An 18,623-nucleotide genomic window follows, 5' to 3' on the forward strand; every position below is an offset into this window, starting at 1 on the left:
GAAGGCGGCGAGACCGAGCAAAATAGACCGAACCCGGTCAGAGGAACGCTCAGAGGTTCGCGCCGCCGTGAGTCGTTTTATTGCTGTCGGCGCCTTCGCAATGATTGTCATCGCCGCGCCGGTCGGCCTGTGGGTTCGAGCTGAATCCCAGAGCAATGCCATGGAGAATGCCATCCAGCAGACCCAGCGCCTCGCCGACTACTCCGTTGGGCCGCTCGTGAGCGACAACCTCATCGCCGGTGTGCCCGGGGCCGCTCAGTACCTCGATGACCGCCTCGCCCCCCGCATCTCCGACGGCTCCCTCGTGCGGGTCAAGGTCTGGGACACCGAAGGTCGCATCGTCTACTCCGATTTTCCATCCCTGATCGGAGAGGTCTTCGACCTTCCCAGCTTTGCTCCAGAGCTACTCGCTGGCGGAAAGGGGCGGGCCAATCTCGGCGTGCAGGACGGCGCAGACGACCTGCACGAATCCCAATCCGGCGAATTGGTCGAGGTGCACGTACGCACCACCGCTGCCAACGGCCAGGCGCTGATTCTCGAGGCCTACTTCAACGACGACGCGGTCCATGACGAGCAGAATGCTCTCGTTGTCGGTCTCATCCCCGCGTTCCTGCTGTCGCTTGGCGCATTGCAACTGGCCCAGCTATTCCCGGCCGTGCGGCTCGCCCGGCGCATTCAGGGCCACCAATCAACCAAGCGCCGACTGCTGCAGTACGCGATCGACGCTTCCGATCTAGAACGACAGCGCATTGCGCGCGACCTGCACGACGAAGTAATCCAGGATCTTGCTGGACTGTCCTATGCCCTCGAGGCCGAGGAACGACACTCACCCCCTGAGAACCAAGCGCTCTTCGGCCAGGCTAAGGCCATCCTGCAAAAAAATGTGCGCACCCTGCGCGCCATGACCACCGAGCTCTACCCGCCCGATCTCGCCGAACTCGGGCTGCCGGCCGCTCTCACTCGGCTGGCCGCACCGCTGCTTGAGCACGGCATCAAGGTCAAATTGCATATCCCCCCCGACTGTGAGCTTGATCGAGACCGAGCCGCCATGTTTTATCGGGTGGCCAGAGAGGTGCTCGCCAATACCGTCAAGCACGCCAAGGCCGGTACTTTGGAGCTGTCGCTCATGCAAGATGCGGGCCGAACTATTTTGCTCATCCACGACAATGGATGCGGCTTCGATTTGTCCGAAGATGCCCCCGAAAATCATCTGGGCCTACGCATTATGCGCGATACCATCGAGGTCGCCGGCGGCACACTTGAGGTGCGGTCCTGGAGGGGCGGTGGTACGTCGGTCATGGCGAGCCTTGAACGGATTGCTCCCGCTCGAATACGGTAACCATGCTCAGCGCGCAAGGGCGGGGAGGTCGGCCTTTTCGTCGGCCTCCCCGTCGACGAAACCAGCCAATTCACGTAAAACATCAGGTGCCCGCCGGTAATCCCGGCCGGTAGACCGGCGGGAACGAGCCCATCGGCGTGCTGTCGACCACGGGAACGTCTGAGCTGATCGGATCGTTCACCCGATAATCGCCCACGGCAAACTGAATCATCATGTCGTGGTCCTCGTGCGAGAGATTGTGACAGTGAATCATGTAACGGCCGCCGGCCTCCTTCCCGGTATCGAACTGCATCAGCACCGTGACGGATTCATTCTCACCGACATAGAAGACGTCCTTCGGCCCCTTCTCCCAGGCGAACGGTTTGCCTCCGTTGGTATTGCGCCCGATGATCTTGCCGTCCACCAGGTGGACGTGCACCGGGTGGAACCAGCCTCCCGAGGAGTTGGTGATGGTCCACTGCTCTACGTCGTAGGGCTGAGGATTACCGAACAGCTTGGTGAAGTTTGACGCCTCCACATCGGCCCAGGTCGTGTCGTTGATTTTCCACAGGCCGTTACCGCGCGCCACCACCATTTTTCGCTTCACCTTGGCCATGTCGGGGGTGAGGCTCATGGTGGCCAGGCCGCCCAGTTCGGAATGGATCGCGCCTCCGTCGTCGAGGGAGGTGGGGATGGCCGAGATGGAACCGACGTTTGAACCGGAGTCGGCTACGACTTCGAATTTCATGATCTTGCCGGTGTTGACGAACTCCACGTTGTTCTTGTTGCTGAGGTTGCGCAGCTCGACTGTTTGCCCCGGCTTGTACCGGCGAAAGTCGATCAGAATCTCGTAGCGTTCGGCCGTGCCCTGACGCCACGATCTCACCGCTTGAACGGTGGGCGTCATACCGCCGTCGGTGCCGACGATGTAAATCGGCTCACCGGTCGAGAGGGTCGGCCGGTAAGAGCGTCCGACTGAGGCGATCAGAACTCGAAACCGGTAAATGCGGGGCTTGACTTTCATCGTGGGCCACGGCACACCGTTGACCATGATGATGTCACCCCACACTCCCTTGTGACCATTGTCGTTGTAGCCGAGGGAGCCGTCGGCTTTGAACATGGCATCCGAGATCATGAGGGGCACATCGAACTCACCCTGGGGCAGTTGCGCCCGTTCGAATGGGTCGTGCAGGGCATAGATGCCAGCCAACCCCCCGTACACATTCTGCGCGGTCTGGTGCATGTTGTGGTCGTGATACCACAGCGTGCGCGCCGACTGCCAGTTGGGGTAGTGGTAGTTCTTGACTTTGCCGACGGCGGTGAAGTCGTTGGCGTACCCGTCGTACTGCGGCAGCGACGCCGAGCCGTGCAGGTGGGTGACGGTGTTGAACGCACTCGGGTGTAGTAGACCGTTGGTTGACAGGGCGTTGCGAATGCGCACCTCGCTCCGGGTGCCTTGGCTCAGCCGGATGGTCGGGCCGGGAAAGATCCCGTTGTAGCCGGCGACCGTCGTGGACAGTCCGGGAACGATCTGGGCCTGACCGAGCTTCTGGGTGAGCGCGTAACGGGCAAAGGGACGAGACGGGTCTCCGTCATCGAATCCTGTCTCATACGGCAATAATTCCGGGGGTCGACGGAACACGCCAGCGTAGGGCACCGGCATGTTCGCAGGTGCCAGCAGGCTTTTCGTCATGAGCGGGGTGGTGGAAACCGAGTCGTCTCCTCCACTCATTCCGATGACGCCGAGAGCACCGAATGCTCCCAGCTGTAACACTTCCCTGCGTGATGTCATGACGTCTCCTGCTGTTTTTTCGAAACACACTGCTTGGTTGGGATGTTGTGGTGACCGGCTGGCGACTCGTAGGTGAGTCGCCAGCCGGGAAATTCGAGTGCCTGTTTTAGTTCACCGCCCCCGTCGTGTACGTCCACGTGCGCGTGACCACCGGGTTGCCGACGAGGTCTCGCACGGCACCCGTACCACCGGTGATGGTCACCGTGTACGTCGTGTTAGCCAGGAGCGTGGCGTTCGGGTTGATCGTCAGTACGCGGGTAGTCGCGTTGAACGACAGGGTCGAAGCGATCGTCACGCCGGGACGGGTGACAGTCACCGACGTTGCGGTGAAGCCAGTGATGGCTTCACTGAAGGTCGCGGTCGGGCTTACCAGCCGTCCAACTGCCGTCGCTCCCGCAGCGGGAGTCTGTGCGGTGATCGTCGGAGCCGGACCGGTGATGAACGACCAGGTGCTCGTCGCCATCGCGTTGCCGGCCGCGTCACGGATATCCGAGAGGGTGGCCGTGTAGGTACGGTCGGCGAGCAGCGTCACGCCCGGGTTCAACGTCGCCACCCGCGTCGTGGCGTTGTACGACACCGCTGCGGCAATCACCGTGGCACCGCGCCGAAGCACGAACGTCGTACCGCTGACCCCGGTGACCGGTTCACTGAACGTGGCCGTCAGGTTTCCGGTCTGGCTGACCGAGCGAGCACCGGAAGCCGGCGTGCGCGTGGTCACCGTCGGCAACACGAACTCCGTGCGCGGCGTGACCACCACCGAACGAGCGGATGCCGCTCCGGTACCGACCGAGTTGATCGCCGCGACATCGAAGGTGTACCCGGTGCCATTCGTCAACGGCCCGATCACCGCGGTGGTCACGTCGGCCACCGTCGTCGTTCCCGTTGCCGTTGCGTCCGCTCCGATGAAGGTGCGAACCAGGTAGCCCGTGATCGCGGCGGCGTCAACCACCGGCGCCGGGGCCGTCCAGTTCACGGACACCGAAGCATTGCCAGCAATCGAGGTTCCGATCACGGGAGCTCCGGCCACGACCTGCACCACCGGTGCGGTCGGGGCCGTCGTGAACGACCAGCTGTCCGGAGCTATCAGATTGCCCGCAAGATCTGCTACACCCGACAGCGTCACCGTGTAGGTCGTGTCAGCCAACAATGTCGCGCTCGGGTTCAGGGTGGCAACCCGAGTGCCGGCATCGTACGACACCGCGGCGGGAACGGCCGTGGCACCGTTGACGAGCACGAATGTGGTGTCGCCGACTCCCGTGACCGCTTCGCTGAACGTTGCCGTCAGGTCGTCGGTCGCACTGACCGCGCTGGCACCCGCCAGCGGTGTCCTCGCCGTCACCGTGGGGGCAACGACATCAGGTTCCGGATTGACCACAGTGATCGTGAATACCGCCTGCCCTGTGGCCGAAACGTTTCCGGCGGGATCGAAGGCATTGAACGTGAGCGTTGTGGAGGTGGCGACGGGTATCGCTCCGCTGTAGAGAGTGGCGGAGTCGGAGATGACACCACCGGCGAGAACCACGTCGGAACCGTCGACGGTGTAGTAGATATCCGCTCCGGTCTCGTTGGCGCTCAGCGTGACCGATTGTGCGGTATCGAACGTGCCGCCGGCCGGCGTTGCCGCGACGGTAGGCGCCGTGTTGTCGGTTGCCGGGATGGCATGAACGGCCGGGAAAGTTTCTCCAACGCTGCTGACCGCGACCACATACACGTCGTAGGTTTCCCCAGCGACCAGAGAAGTGAGGGTGGCGCCGGTTGCACTCTGACCGGTGATGCGCTTTCCGATTTCAATTTGCTCATTGTTCGTGACGGTTTGCCCCACGGCAACGACCCGGTACCCGGTAATAGCTGCTGTTCCGGGGATCGCCTGCGCGGGGGTCCACGTGACCGCGATCCCGTTGCCTACCTTGGTGGCTGCGACGTTCGTCGGTCCGGGAGGGCCCGACAGGAGCGGGCCGTTGGGGCAGCCGCCCATGCCGGGGCCGCCTAGTTCACCGAACTCGGCGATGGTCAAGCCCTGGCGGTTGGCATCGATGTCTTCAGCCTGCCATCCCATGGCACGTTCGCCGCCCGCATCGGCTGCGAGCTGCGCGGCAACGAGCTGGTCGAAAACATAGGTGGCGGTAAAGGTATTCGGCCCATCCAGATCAAATTCCAGGCTGGAGTCATAGCCTCCCTTGGGTGCACGGGTCATCGGACCCGGTACTGCACGCACGTCGCGGCGCTGCACGCTCGTGGGCACCAGTGCCGGCTCGATGATGCGTTGTTCGACCTGTGCCCGGTTGACCGTCGCGCCGATATGGCCGGTAACCGTGACGGTGTTTGCGCTGCGCACAGCGCTGCCGGTCACGAACAGGTCTTGAACGAGCGTGTCCCCGGCAGCGGTGGCCCCGAATTTGACGGATACGGTGTCCGCCGGAAGAATATCGGGGGTTACCTGAAGTCCGGTTCCGGCGCCCCAGCACACGCCGCCAGGATGGTTGATCTCAAAGGCGACATCGCCGGCCTGGACCACAGCCTGGGCTGAACCAATCACACCGACACCGGCGCGGCTGACTTCAACGGTCGCCGTCTCACCCAGATGGTTTTGGTAGCCCTCGAGAACGACGAAGTCCCGGTTAGGAAAGACCACGATATTGTCAGGAAAGGTCGGAACGGCCGCATTTGCCGCAGGCATGGCGAGCACGAAGCTGGAGCACAGCGCTGCGACAGCGAGCCCCACCAACGCGGTCTGGCGCCGATCCGGGAGCCGGGAACTGGTCCATTTCGGTCCGTTTGACAACTTTTTCATGGTGCGCCTTCCATTCCATAAAGTGGAGCACGTTCACGCGTATTCAAACGATGTCAGCCGTAGCTTGTAAAAATACTGGGGTTGGCGCCAGGGTGGCGCGCAGGGGATTGCCTGCCATTCTCGAGGCTCCACTGACGGGAGATCGCCGGCATACACGAACCGGCCGGCAACTCGGGAAGAGTCGCCAGCCGGTCGTTGGGGGGTGGTTCAGGTTCCCTGGCCTAGAGCACGGTGCCGGTCGTGAAGGTCCACGTACTCGTCACCAGGGGGTTCCCGGCGAGATCTCGAACGCTCGTGTTTCCACCGGTGATGGTCACCCGGTATTGCACATTCGAACTCAGGGTCACCGAGGGGTTGATGGTCAGCACATTGGTGGTGGCGTTGAATGCCGCCGCCGATGTGACGACCGCCCCGCTGGAGACCCGGGTGATCTGAACCGTGCCAGCGGCTACTCCGGTGATGTCTTCACTGAAGAGCGCTGTCACGTTGGCGTTCCGGCGCACGGCGGTGGCTCCCGCAGAGGGAGTCCTCGTGGTGATCCTCGGAGCCGGGCCGGTGATGAACGACCAGGTGCTCGTCGCCATCGCGTTGCCGGCCGCGTCACGGATACCCGAGAGGGTGGCCGTGTAGGTACGGTCGGCGAGCAGCGTCACGCCCGGGTTCAACGTCGCCACCCGCGTCGTGGCGTTGTACGACACCGCTGCGGCAATCACCGTGGCACCGCGCCGAAGCACGAACGTCGTACCGCTGACCCCGGTGACCGGTTCACTGAACGTGGCCGTCAGGTTTCCGGTCTGGCTGACCGAGCGAGCACCGGAAGCCGGCGTGCGCGTGGTCACCGTCGGCAACACGAACTCCGTGCGCGGCGTGACCACCACCGAACGAGCGGATGCCGCTCCGGTACCGACCGAGTTGATCGCCGCAACATCGAAGGTGTACCCGGTGCCATTGATCAGCGACCCGATCACCGCGCTGGTCACATTCGCCACCGTTGTGCTGCCCGTTGGCGTCGTGCCCGCACCGATGAAGGCACGAATCACATAGCCACTGACAGCAGGGGCGTTGGCCACAGCGCCCGGGGCGGCCCAGTTCGCCGTCACCTGCGCGTTACCGGCGACCGAGGTTCCGATCACTGGCGCTCCAGGCACGACCAGCACCACTGGCGCGATCGGTGTGACAGTGACCGAACGATCCGAGGCTGCTCCGGTGCCGACCGAGTTGATCGCTGCGACATCGAAGGTGTACCCGGTTCCGTTGGTGAGCGCCGTGATCGTCGCCGTGGAGACGTCGGCGACGGTCGTGGTGCCGTCCGGTGTGGTGCTCGCACCGACGTAGGTGCGAATGCGATAGCCCGTGATCGGGGCCTGGTTGGCCACCGCTGCCGGCGGTGTCCAGTTCACGGTCACCTGCGCATTACCGGCGATCGAAGTTCCGATCGTCGGAGCGCCCGCGACCACCTGCACCACGGGTGCTGACGGCGTCACCGCGGTGGACGATGCCGAGAATGCGCTCGTTCCTTCCGCGTTGGTCGCCGACACCTGGAAGGTGAAGCTGGAGCCGTTGTTCAGCCCGGTGACAACCAGGTTGAATGCGGTTCCAGGTGCGGTACGCAATGCGCCCACCTGGGCTCCGGCCGAGTCGAGCACCTTCACCGAGAAGCTGGTGGCGATGCCGGTCGGTGAAGCCACCCAGTCGACGGTCGCCTGACCGTTGCCGGCGACTGCCGTGACGGCGGTCGGGGTTCCGGGTGCCACTGTGTCGCTGAACTGCAGGCGTTCAATATTGCGCAGGGTGTCGGTGCCGTCGGTACCGCGGTTGTCGAGCACCGTGGTGGTCGATCCCGCCGAACCGAGCGTGCCGTCGCCACCAGTGGTGGTGACCGTGTAATCGCTGGCCAGCCCTGAGAACTGCGCCGAGTCAATTCCGCCAGATCCGGTGAGGATCTCGCGTACCGCCACGATGTTGCCCGGGTCGACGTTGCCGGCGAAGACAGCTTCCTGCAGGGTCGGTCCGGTGAGTCCACCGGCACCGTCAGAGAGGTACTGGCTCGCCATTGCACTCTGGTTCGTGCCGGTGACGCTGGCACTGCCGATCTCCGTCGCCGGGTCGCTCGGGTTGGTCCGAACACTCAGACGAAGGTTCAGGTACGCGTCACCGTCGATGATGTCGTCGGCTCCGCGTCCCTCGATCAGGTCACTGCCGCCGCCGCCGAGGAGCACGTTGCCGGCGCCCCAGACATTCGGACCGGTCAGGATCGGGCAATCGCCCTGTGCCGACAGCGCGATAACGGATGCCAGCGTGGTCGTGAATTCCGGAATCAGCGCGTCGAGGCCCGCGATGCGGTCAACTCCAGCCTGGTCCCAGACGTCGCAGCCGATGAAGCCACCACCACCGACGGCGCTGGGAACAACGTCGTCACCGCGGAGGATGTCATTCAGCTTCCAGCCGGAAAGTGCCTCGACTTCATTGAACTTGTCGCGCACACCGACCTGCAGAATGTTGAGCGGCGGGATTGGAAGGGCCAAATCGGCGTCCTGCGCCTGGGGGTCACCGAGACCGATTTCCCAGTCGTAGCCGGAACCGCCGGCGACCTTTTCAATGCCAGGGCCACCGACGCCAATGTCGTCGCCGCCCTCCATGTCATAGTCGTCGTCGCCGCCCTGACCGATCATGAAGTCGTTCCCGGGCTTTTGTGAGTCGTCCAGGAAGAACAGGTTGCTGCTGTCTCCGATCATGAGGTCCGGCTGGTTGCCGCCCTCTTCCCAGTCGTCGCCACCGTCTCCGAAGGCTGCATCGAGGCTTTCGCCGAGCATGATGAAGTCGTCACCGGCGCCGCCGAAGGTTTCGTTGGCGTTTGCTCCACCGTTCGTGAAGTCTTTGCCTTCGCCACCCATGATGATGTCGAGTCCGGGCCCGGCATCGATCGCGTCGTTGCCAGGACCACCCTTGGGCACATCATCTCCGGCGAGGTCGGTGATGATGTCGTTGCCTTCACCGCCGAGAGCCACATCGGCACCGCCTCCGCCCTCGATGACGTCGTTACCGAGGCCACCCCAGTAGGTGTCGTTGTCGTTGCCACCGTATATCCGGTCAACCTGGCCCGTGCCGTTGTAGACGGCCTGGCCATTGATGCCGGCAGGGTCGACCGTGTTGCGGGCGCGGTACTTGATCGTGCCGTCCGGCATGCGAATCAGCAGGGCCGTCTCATTACACTCAGATTGCGGATCGTTCGCGACGTTGTTGCCCGAAGCCGCGAACCCCGCGACGGTTCCCGCCAGGTTCTTCAGCTCGAACTTGCAGTCGGCCGTGGCGAAGGGGTCGGCCTTGAGGGTGTGCGCCGTGGTGTTGCGCATCATGAGTTCGGCGAACGAGTTGCCCTCCAACTGGGTGCGGAGGTTCATGCCGGGCGTGCGGGCGAGGTAGTACAACCGGTCACCGTTTTGCAGGTCGGTCATCTGCTTCTCGAACACGTAGTTGAAGGTCGTGCCGAGCAGGCCGCCGAACGGGGTGGTCATCTCCGCGAGACCGCCGACCCAGAGGTCGACTGCGTCGAGACCGGTGATCGAACGCGTACCCGAGTTGGCCCACACTCCGGTGCTGTTCATGAACTCCATTGCGCCGTCCGGAGATACTTCTCCGGCCAGACTGTCGGGACTCACGATCCGTCGTGCGGCGTCGCGCTTGCCGTCAAGCGTGGTGGCGCTCGTAATGGTGTCGAACTGCCCGTAGGCGGCCACAAAGTTGATCAGCGATTCCGGGTGCTTGAGGTTCTCCCCGAAGTCGATCCAGTTCGTGTACGGCCTGAGCGCTGCGTCGTTTGTCTTGTTGAACAGGTCACGGCGGAACACGTTCAACCGTGGCACGCCTTCCGAGCGTGCACGGGCCATATTGACCGATGCCAGGTCGAGCGGCAGGCCGAGCAGTTTGTTACGCAGGGTGTCAGTGACGAACTCGTCGAGTTCGTTGCCGACCTGGTCGCTCATGCCCATGATGACGCTGCCCGCTGCCGCTTCAGAGGTCAGCTGTCCCTCTGGTCCACCGTCGGTGTAGGCGGGCGGGTTGAGGAACCCTGCGAGCAACGAGATGTCGTTCTGGCTGCCCAACACGTCGTCACTCGTGCCAAACACGTCGTCAGCGCCAGGCTTGTCCTCGTTGCGACGCGAAATCGTCTCGGTCAGCATGGAGTGACCGAAGCGGTAGACCGCGTGGGCGAACTCCGCCGTGACCGCAGGGTTGAGCTCGGTCTGCGTGAACGCGAATGGTTCGAACGGGTTAATACCGGGCTGCACCTTGCGTGCGAATTCTTCGAACACGAGGTGCTGGTATTCCATTTCGTTCACGAACCGGGCAGCCTGGAACAGACGGTCGCCGTTCCAGCCGCCAGCCCCGCTGGCCAGCTTCCACTCGGCCAGAGCGGCAACACCCCTGGCTGAGGTGTCGTTGGTCAGGGTGTTCTCGATGTTGTTGATAAGGCGGTCGTGCTCCGAGTGGAACACCTGATGAATGGCGGTCAGGCCGATGTTCTCGTTGACGCGACCGTCTCCCGCGATGAAGTGTGCATTGAGCATCTCATCGTCGTAGGTTCCGGCTGGCTGGCCGGCGAAATCAGCGGATGCCGTGGTGTTGGCATCCGGGGTCAGTCCGGCCTTCGGCTCCGCGTTGTGCGCGATGTCGGTCAGGAACGGAGTTTTGAAGTAGAGCACGTCGCTTGGTACGGGTACGGGGTTGGCGGTATCACCCTCGACCAGGCCGGTCGCGGTGACGTACTGCGGCATTCCGCGCAGCGGTCCGGGGATGAACTTGCCGTAGGCATCCGCTGCGAGCATCGGAACGTTGAGCACATCCTTGTCGGCCAGCAGCAGCCCAAGCACGTTCGCGGCCTGGTCCTTGGTAGTGGCCCAGGTGGCCATCCCGCCGGCGGTCGGTCCGGCCGGTCCGCCGAGCAGCTTGCCGGTGGCAACCGGACGCCCGCCCTCGGTCACGTACTCGCGCAGGAAGACCTGGTGCGAGGCGTGCGAGCTGTAGGTCTGGCTCTGGTCGACCCAGGGCGAGTCCGTGTTGAGGGCATCCTGCACGTCGTCGGCGCTCTCGTCGTTCGCCGTGGACGGGTTGTCGCCGGTGATGCCGTCGGCCCCGGGCTGGTTCTGGCCACGGGTCAGCACCATGAAGCGCAGGTTCGGGTCGAGGTCGTCCCCGTTGCCGAAGACGTGGTCCGGACCGGCGACCAATGGGTCATCCGCTTTCAGGGGAACGAAGACCGTGCCGCCTCCCTTGACCGTCTGGTCGATGCCGTGGTCGAAGAACTGGCCGAACAGGGTGAACAGGGAGTTGTACGGCGGCGACAAGCCGACGTCGGTCGTCACGTTCGGCATGAACAGCGTCTCGTGGTTAGGGATACAGCCCGGTGGCGTGCCGAAGGGCACACCCGGGCTCGGGTCGGTCGTGCATGCCACGACGCCCTCATTGCCCTGGGTGCGCACGGGGTTTCCGGCGGCGGCAATGGCGGCCGGGTTGGTGGAGGTCTGATCGACGATCAGGTTGCTGATGGTACGCGGCTCCGAGTCGAAGACCAGGCCCTTTTTCTGGGCATAGGAGGTGGGGTTCGGCGGTCCGAAGCCGGAGGGCGTGACATCCGCTGCGGAAAAGACCGGCTGTGCCAGGCGCGGGAAGACCTGGTCGGCGGCACCGAACTGACCCTGGCCGGGCTGCAGGTTGTTGCAGGAGCCATCAACCGTGCGCAGTCCGAGCGAAAGCAACGGGCTCGCGATCTGGTTGGGGCCGGTTCCGACGAGGGCGCCACACGGTCCGGTGGCTGGGGTGGTGTTGGCCACGTGGGCTTCAGCGATCTTGACCTGCTTGAGGATAAAAGCGAGGTCGCTTGCGGTGACGGAGAAACCCTGGCCGACCGCGGCGACGGCCGCTTGGGCCGGGAGTGCGGCCGTCAGCCCGAGTCCGGCGTAGAGCACCGCGGCCATGCCGGCTGCAATTATGCGCATGGGCTTGCCGAAGACTCTCTGCGATCTTCCGCTGTCCGGTATCGGTGGACTACCTCGCATTCCTGTTGTGCTGCGACTGCTGCGAACGATTCCTTGGTCTTTGAACCTGCTCATGACGCACCGATCTCCTCAGGGTGAGCGAATGCTGCAAGAGTGCGATGTAGGCCTTATGGAAACCTTGGGCATTCGCCAGTCGGGCCGCCCATTGATTTCCCCCGTCGATTTCGTGCTAATTTCTCCTGACCATGTCTGATCCGTCTGCAGCGTCCGCGCGCGCCAATCTCACACTCCCGCCGGTCGCTCGGCTAGCGGATGCCCACAGCCGCGTCAACGTGGCCGACATCGCTGTTCGCCTGTTTCAAGCCCACGGCTACGAAGCCACGAGCACCACCCAGATCGCCGCCGCCGCGGGAGTGTCCCGCAGCACCTTCTTTCGCCAGTTCCGATCGAAAGACGACGTGATCTTTGCTGACCACGACGAACTCCTGGAACAGATCGACATGTATTTCGCGCTCGAACATGATGATCCCTGGCTGGCCGTCTGCGACGCGGCCGCACTCGTGTTCGAGCGGTTTCGGGAACGTCTCGAGATCGTGCGGGTGCGCGATCTGGTCGTGCGCCAGACATCCGTTCTGCGTGATCGCGAAACCGTCATGGTGTCACGCTACGAGAAGGTCTTCTCGGCCTACCTGCGGCGTAGCCTGCCGGGTCTCGAGCCGGTCATCGCGATTCAATTCGCGGCGGCCGTCATCGCCACGCACAACTTCGAGCTTCGCCGCATGATTCGCGCCATTGACGGGGCGGGACTCCTCGATCCGGACGGCCTGGCGGCGCAGTTGCACGCTGTGCGCAATCGCTTTGCAGGCGGCCAAGCAGCCGCGGGCGCCAGCGAGCTGCTCGTCGCGGTGTTCCCCGCCTCAGCCCTGCCGCACGATGTCGCGCGGGTGATCGAGAACCGACTTCGGTCAATCTGACACCAAGTGTCAGTTGACGTGAGACTCAGTGTCAGGTAAAACTGTAATCACACCCGCTACCGCGAAAGGCAATGATGCCCGATTACGATGTCTCCGCCCCGCTCGACACCGACTACTACGGCGTTTTCGCCGATGTCCCGGAGACCGATCGGGCGTTCTGGAGCCGGGCACGTACCTTTGCAGTGGAGACCCTCGACGAACTGAGTGAGGCCTGGGACAAAGCGGAGTACCCGCTGCACCTGGCTCGCCGCCTGGGCGAGCTCGACCTGCTCACGGACGGCGTCGAGGGGCCGGGGCTCACCCCGATGTCGCCGCTTGCCGCCGGCCTGGTGAACATGGAGATCTCTCGCGGCGACGGTTCGATGGGAACCGTCGTGGCCGTGCAGGGTGGGCTCGCCCTGCGCAGCATAGCCATGTTCGGAAGCGACGAGCAGAAAGCCACCTGGTTGGTGCCTCTGGCCCGCGCCGAGAAGCTCGGCGCCTTCGCCCTGACCGAACCCGATCACGGCTCGGACTCGGTGGGCCTCGAGACCACCGCCCACCTTGACGGCGACGAGTGGGTCATCAACGGCGAGAAGAAATGGATCGGCAACGGCTCGGTCGGTGACGTGACCGTGGTCTGGGCGCGCGACGACGACGGCAACGTGCGCGGCTTCCTGGTCGACCAGTCCCTGCCGGGCTACCACGGCGAGACGATGCTCGGCAAGGGCTCGCTGCGCGCGGTGCACCAGGCTCGGATCACCCTGACCGACGTGCGAATCCCATTCGACGCCGTGCTGCCCGGCACCCACACCTTCAAGGACACGGCCGTGATCTTGTTCGCCACCCGGCTCGGTGTGGCCTGGTCGGCACTCGGGCACGCGACCGCGGTGTTCGAAGCCGCCCTCACCTACGCGCAGCAGCGCGTGCAGTTCGGCAAGCCGATCGCCGGTTTTCAGATCGTGCAGGAACGCCTCACTCTCATGCTCTCCGAGCTCACCTCCATGCAGCTGCACTGCATCCGCCTCGCCGAACTCGACGCCGCTGGAACCCTGCGGCCCATTCAGGCCAGCCTCGCCAAGTTTCACAACACCCGCGCGGCCCGCTCTCTCGCCTCGCTCGCCCGCGACATGCTCGGAGGCAACGGAATCCTGCTGGAGAACCACGTCATTCGCCACCTGGCCGATATCGAATCCATTCACACCTACGAAGGCACCGAGAGCATCCAGTCCCTGCTCATCGGTCGCGACCTGACCGGGGTCAGCGCCTTCCACTAGGCTCGACCTGTTTTTTCGCTACAACTATCATCTTTTCGGACAAAGGAGTCCCACGTGATTGAAACGACGAACATACCGCCCGGCTCACCCAACGATTCTCCGCTAACGCCGATGCGGTTTTTGCAGCGCAGCGCGGAGGTATTTCCCCACAAGGATGCGATCGTCTATGGCGCTCGGTGTTACACCTACCGCGAATTCGCGCAGGCGGCGGAGGAGCTGGCCCATGCCATCCGTTCACGCATTACACCGGGTGACCGCGTTATACTCCTCGCGCCGAATATACCCGAGATGCTCATCGCCCACTACGCCGTTCCGCTGGCCGGCGGTGTACTCGTCGCGTTGAATTCCCGGATGGCCGGTCCGGAGGTGCACTACGTCCTCGAGCACTCCGAGGCGACCCTGCTGTTTATCGACGCCGAGCTGGTGAGCGGCGTCGGAGACGCGTTTGCGGCATCCGCTTCGCTCAACGGGATGATCGAAATCGCTGACGGTGAGTTCGGCATCACCGAGAGCGGCCTCGATGTGGGCCAGCAGACTCTCGAGTCTTTTCTGGCCGGAGCCGACAATGACTCCGCTGAGCCACTCGCCTGGGAGGTCACCGACGAACGCGCGGTCATCTCAATCAACTACACCTCGGGCACGACCGGCAAGCCCAAGGGCGTGATGTACTCGCACCGTGGGGCGTACCTCAACTCCTTCGGCGAAGTGTTCCACAACAAGTTCACGAGCGACTCTGTCTATCTGTGGACCCTGCCCATGTTCCACTGCAACGGCTGGTGCACACCGTGGGCGGTAACGGCAGCCGGTGCCACCCACGTCTGCCTGCGCACGGTGCGGGCCGAATCGGTCTGGTCGGCCATCGACACCCTCGGAGTGACTAACCTGTGCGGCGCACCCACGGTCTGCGGCGTCATCGCCAACGCGCCGATGAAGCACGTGCTCGAGACGCCGCTGTCCATCACCACCGCCGGCGCCCCGCCATCGCCGAGTGTGATCGAACAGCTCGACGCGCTCGGAATCACGGTCGTGCACGTCTACGGCCTCACCGAGGTGTACGGTCCGTACACGATCTGCGAATATCAGCGCGAGTGGGACGACCTGCCGGCCGACGAACGCGCCCGCAAGGTCTCCCGGCAGGGTGTCGGCATGGTGCAGGCCGAGTCTGCGCGCATCGTCGACTCGGCCATGGCCGACGTGCCGGCCGACGCCCAAACCATCGGTGAGATCGTGCTCCGCGGCAACAACATCATGCTCGGCTACTTCAGAGACCGCCAAGCCACAGTGGATGCTTTCCGCGGCGGCTGGTTCCACACCGGCGACCTCGGCGTCATGCATCCGGACGGCTACATCGAGATCAAGGATCGTGCGAAGGACATCATCATCTCGGGCGGCGAGAATATCTCGACCATTGAAGTCGAAAACGCGATGCTCACCCACCCGACCGTGCTCGACGTGGCCGTGGTCGGCATGCCGCATCCCAAGTGGGGCGAGCGGCCCAAGGCCTACGTTGTGCTGCGTCCAGATTCCCTGGTGACCGAGGTCGACCTGCTCACCCACACCCGATACCTGATAGCGGCGTTCAAGGTACCCGACTATGTGACCTTCGTCGACGCCCTGCCGCGCACGGCCACCGGCAAGATCATGAAGGTCGTGCTGCGCGATCTCCCGGAAGAGGTCACTGCGTCGGCGGTGACGTAGTGCGGTTAGTGAGACTGCGTCAGATGTGCTCCCTCCGCACAAGGTCAGGCACGTCGAGAAGCTGACCCGAATTCGATTTTTTCCATACCCGGGCGACGCACCACTGAACGAACTACTGTTGCTTGGATGCTGATGGAAGATACGAATGATCCCGCTCCGGTCACCCTGCCCGGCAATGGTTTTGTGCGCGTGCGCGGCGCCCGCGAAAACAACTTGCGCAATGTAGACGTCGACGTACCGAGGGACGCCATCGTGGCGTTCACCGGGGTCTCCGGCTCCGGCAAGTCCTCGCTCGCCTTCGGTACCATCTTCGCGGAGGCGCAGCGCCGCTTCTTCGAGTCGGTCGCCCCCTACGCGCGGCGCTTGATTCAACAGGGGCACACCCCGCACGTTGACGAGATCACCGGGCTGCCACCGGCCGTCGCCCTGCAGCAACGCCGCGGAACGCCGAGTTCGCGCTCGAGCGTTGGCACAGTCACGACGCTCTCCAACTCGCTGCGTATGATGTATTCTCGTGCCGGCATATACCCGGCGGATGCGAACGGTCGCCTCGAGTCGGATTCTTTCTCACCCAATACAGCGATGGGAGCCTGCCCGCGCTGCCACGGCCTGGGTATGGCGCACACCGTCAGCGAGGCATCGATGGTACTCGATGCCACACTGAGTATTCGTGATGGCGCAATTACTGCCTGGCCAGGCGCCTGGCAGGGCAAGAACCTGCGCGACATCGTTGCGGTGCTCGGCTATGACATCGACGTGCCCTGGCAAGATCTGTCCCAGGCCGACCGCGATTGGATCCTGTTCACCGAGGAACAGCCCGTTGTCGAGGTAGTCCCACAGCGCGACCGCATCGCCAAGCCCTACCAGGGTCGTTTCTGGAGTGCGAAGAGCTTCGTGTTGCATACTCTCGCCGACAGCAAGAGCCCAAACGTTCGACAGCGGGTATTGCGCTACGTTGACACCGGACCCTGCCCGGACTGTGGCGGCAGCGGGCTGAAGCCCGAAGCCCTGGCCGTCACCGTGGCGGGGCACTCGATAGCCGCACTCAACGCCCTGCCGATGACGGCCCTCGCCGCCATTCTGCGGCCGCTCGTGTCTGGCGATCCCGGTGCATCGGAGGTCGCCATCACCCTGGCCGGCGACCTGCTCCGCCGCATTAACGTACTGCTTGACCTGGGCCTGGGCTATCTGGCCCTCGGCCGGTCGACCCCGACGCTTTCTCCGGGTGAGATGCAGCGGCTGCGTATCGCCACGCAGTTGCGCTCCGGCCTGTTCGGCGTCATCTACGTACTCGACGAGCCATCGGCCGGTCTGCACCCGGCCGATGCCGAGCCGCTGCTCGATGTGCTCGAGCAGCTCAAACGGTCGGGCAACTCGGTTTTCGTGGTGGAACACAATATGGATGTCGTCGGTCGCGCCGACTGGGTCGTCGACGTTGGGCCACGGGCCGGTGAAGGTGGCGGCGACGTGCTCTACAGCGGGCCGACCGCCGGACTGGCCGAGGTGGAGACTTCCGTGACGCGGCGGTACCTGTTTGCGGACCACCGCAAGCCGGTGGTCCGGGGGGAGTTGCGGCATCCGCTGGGGTGGCTGGAACTGACCAATATCACCCGGCATAATCTGCGCGGGCTTGACGCGCAGATTCCGCTCGGGGTGTTCACCGCGGTCACCGGCGTCTCCGGGTCAGGCAAGTCGACCCTGGTCAGCCACGTGCTCGCCGAGGCCGTTGGGTTGTATTTGCACCCGGATCCCGATGACGCGCCGGTGCTCGACCTCGGCGACCCCGATGCCGCTGGAGAAGCCGCAGCAGAAGCGGCTGCTGATGCGGCATCCGGTGAGCGGATTTCCATCGCGCAGGTTACCGGGCTGGAGAGCATCGACCGTTTGGTGCAGGTCGATCAGAAGCCGATCGGGCGCACACCGCGGTCAAACCTCGCCACCTACACCGGGCTGTTCGATGCCGTTCGGGCAACCTTTGCCGCCACGGACGAAGCGCGTCAGCGCGGTTTCAACGCCGGACGGTTTTCCTTTAACGTCGCTGGCGGTCGCTGTGAGACCTGCCTCGGTGAGGGCTTCGTGGCCGTGGGGCTGTTATTTCTGCCGGGCAGCTACGCCCCCTGCCCCACCTGCGGCGGGTCGCGTTACAACTTTGAAACCCTCCAGGTTACGTACCGTGGCAAGAACGTCGCCGAGGTGCTCGGCCTCACAGTGGACGCCGCGCTGCTCTTTCTCGCCGATGTTGCCGTCGCCGCGCGCAGCCTTGAGACCCTGCGCGAAGTGGGCCTGGGCTACCTGCGTCTTGGCCAACCGGCCACCGAGCTTTCCGGCGGGGAGGCGCAGCGCATCAAGCTGGCGACCGAACTGCAGCGCGCCAGGCGTGGCCACACGCTCTACCTGCTCGACGAGCCGACGACCGGGCTGCACCCGGCCGACGTGGAGCTGCTCATGCAGCAGCTCGGGCGCCTGGTCGACGCGGGCAACACCGTCGTCGTGGTCGAACACGAGATGGACGTGGTCGCCGCCGCCGACTGGGTGATCGACCTCGGTCCCTCCGGTGGTGACCAGGGCGGCCGCATCATCTCCGCCGGCACTCCGGCAACGGTAGCGGCCCATCCCACGAGCCGAACCGCCCCCTACCTGGCCCGCCGCCTCGCCTGACTCCCCCATCTCGCCTGTCGGATTCCCTGCGGCAAATTCCAACTGTAGAGCCCCATCGAGCGGCGGCTCGGCCAATTTTGATCTGACGGAATAATACACACCCTGCAAAACGCGAGACCTGAAGGCGCCCACAGCGAGCC

At 64.1% G+C, this 18,623-nt stretch carries 8 protein-coding genes; 5 read left to right on the forward strand and 3 right to left on the reverse strand.

Features of this window, described 5'->3' with window-relative positions; genetic code table 11:
* The first annotated feature begins 67 nt into the window (after nucleotides 1–67).
* Nucleotides 68–1,339, forward strand: coding sequence for a sensor histidine kinase (locus E3T51_RS04180; protein WP_166806379.1), 1,272 nt, complete (start codon nucleotides 68–70; stop codon nucleotides 1,337–1,339).
* Nucleotides 1,340–1,421: 82 nt separating this feature from the next.
* Here E3T51_RS04180 and E3T51_RS04185 read toward each other — a convergent pair whose 3' ends face one another.
* From E3T51_RS04185 to E3T51_RS04195, 3 genes are all read right to left on the reverse strand, one after another.
* Nucleotides 1,422–3,110: a multicopper oxidase family protein gene (locus tag E3T51_RS04185; RefSeq protein ID WP_134527897.1), complete on the reverse strand. Its 1,689-nt coding sequence runs from the start codon at nucleotides 3,108–3,110 to the stop codon at nucleotides 1,422–1,424.
* Between the two features lie 106 nt (nucleotides 3,111–3,216).
* Nucleotides 3,217–5,901, reverse strand: coding sequence for an Ig-like domain-containing protein (locus E3T51_RS17070; protein WP_241989170.1), 2,685 nt, complete (start codon nucleotides 5,899–5,901; stop codon nucleotides 3,217–3,219).
* A 221-nt stretch (nucleotides 5,902–6,122) separates the two neighbouring features.
* Nucleotides 6,123–11,897: a peroxidase family protein gene (locus tag E3T51_RS04195; RefSeq protein ID WP_166806380.1), complete on the reverse strand. Its 5,775-nt coding sequence runs from the start codon at nucleotides 11,895–11,897 to the stop codon at nucleotides 6,123–6,125.
* A 245-nt stretch (nucleotides 11,898–12,142) separates the two neighbouring features.
* Between E3T51_RS04195 and E3T51_RS04200 the strand changes: the two genes are divergently transcribed.
* The 4 genes from E3T51_RS04200 (at nucleotide 12,143) to E3T51_RS04215 (ending at nucleotide 18,483) form a co-directional block, all read left to right on the forward strand.
* On the forward strand, nucleotides 12,143–12,871 hold the full coding sequence (locus E3T51_RS04200; RefSeq protein ID WP_134527903.1) for a TetR/AcrR family transcriptional regulator: 729 nt from the start codon (nucleotides 12,143–12,145) through the stop codon (nucleotides 12,869–12,871).
* 71 nt (nucleotides 12,872–12,942) lie between these two features.
* The gene (locus E3T51_RS04205) at nucleotides 12,943–14,127 is read left to right on the forward strand and encodes an acyl-CoA dehydrogenase family protein (protein ID WP_134527906.1); all 1,185 of its coding nucleotides are present in this window, start codon (nucleotides 12,943–12,945) and stop codon (nucleotides 14,125–14,127) included.
* A 54-nt stretch (nucleotides 14,128–14,181) separates the two neighbouring features.
* Complete coding sequence (locus E3T51_RS04210) at nucleotides 14,182–15,825, forward strand: AMP-binding protein (protein WP_338145143.1); 1,644 nt, start codon at nucleotides 14,182–14,184, stop codon at nucleotides 15,823–15,825.
* 132 nt (nucleotides 15,826–15,957) lie between these two features.
* Entirely contained in the window at nucleotides 15,958–18,483 is a 2,526-nt protein-coding gene (locus E3T51_RS04215; RefSeq protein WP_134527909.1) for an excinuclease ABC subunit UvrA, read from the forward strand.
* The last annotated feature ends 140 nt before the right edge of the window (nucleotides 18,484–18,623 follow it).

Source organism: Cryobacterium serini, from assembly GCF_004404025.1.
GTDB lineage: Bacteria > Actinomycetota > Actinomycetes > Actinomycetales > Microbacteriaceae > Cryobacterium > Cryobacterium serini.

What these genes read in the sequence shown, in the direction of transcription:
- E3T51_RS04185 (WP_134527897.1), bottom strand. Translation starts at nt 3,110, where the DNA reads ATGACATCACGCAGGGAAGTGTTACAGCTGGGAGCATTCGGTGCTCTC.
- E3T51_RS17070 (WP_241989170.1), bottom strand. Translation starts at nt 5,901, where the DNA reads ATGAAAAAGTTGTCAAACGGACCGAAATGGACCAGTTCCCGGCTCCCG.
- E3T51_RS04195 (WP_166806380.1), bottom strand. Translation starts at nt 11,897, where the DNA reads ATGCGCATAATTGCAGCCGGCATGGCCGCGGTGCTCTACGCCGGACTC.
- E3T51_RS04200 (WP_134527903.1), top strand. Translation starts at nt 12,143, where the DNA reads ATGTCTGATCCGTCTGCAGCGTCCGCGCGCGCCAATCTCACACTCCCG.
- E3T51_RS04205 (WP_134527906.1), top strand. Translation starts at nt 12,943, where the DNA reads ATGATGCCCGATTACGATGTCTCCGCCCCGCTCGACACCGACTACTAC.
- E3T51_RS04215 (WP_134527909.1), top strand. Translation starts at nt 15,958, where the DNA reads ATGGAAGATACGAATGATCCCGCTCCGGTCACCCTGCCCGGCAATGGT.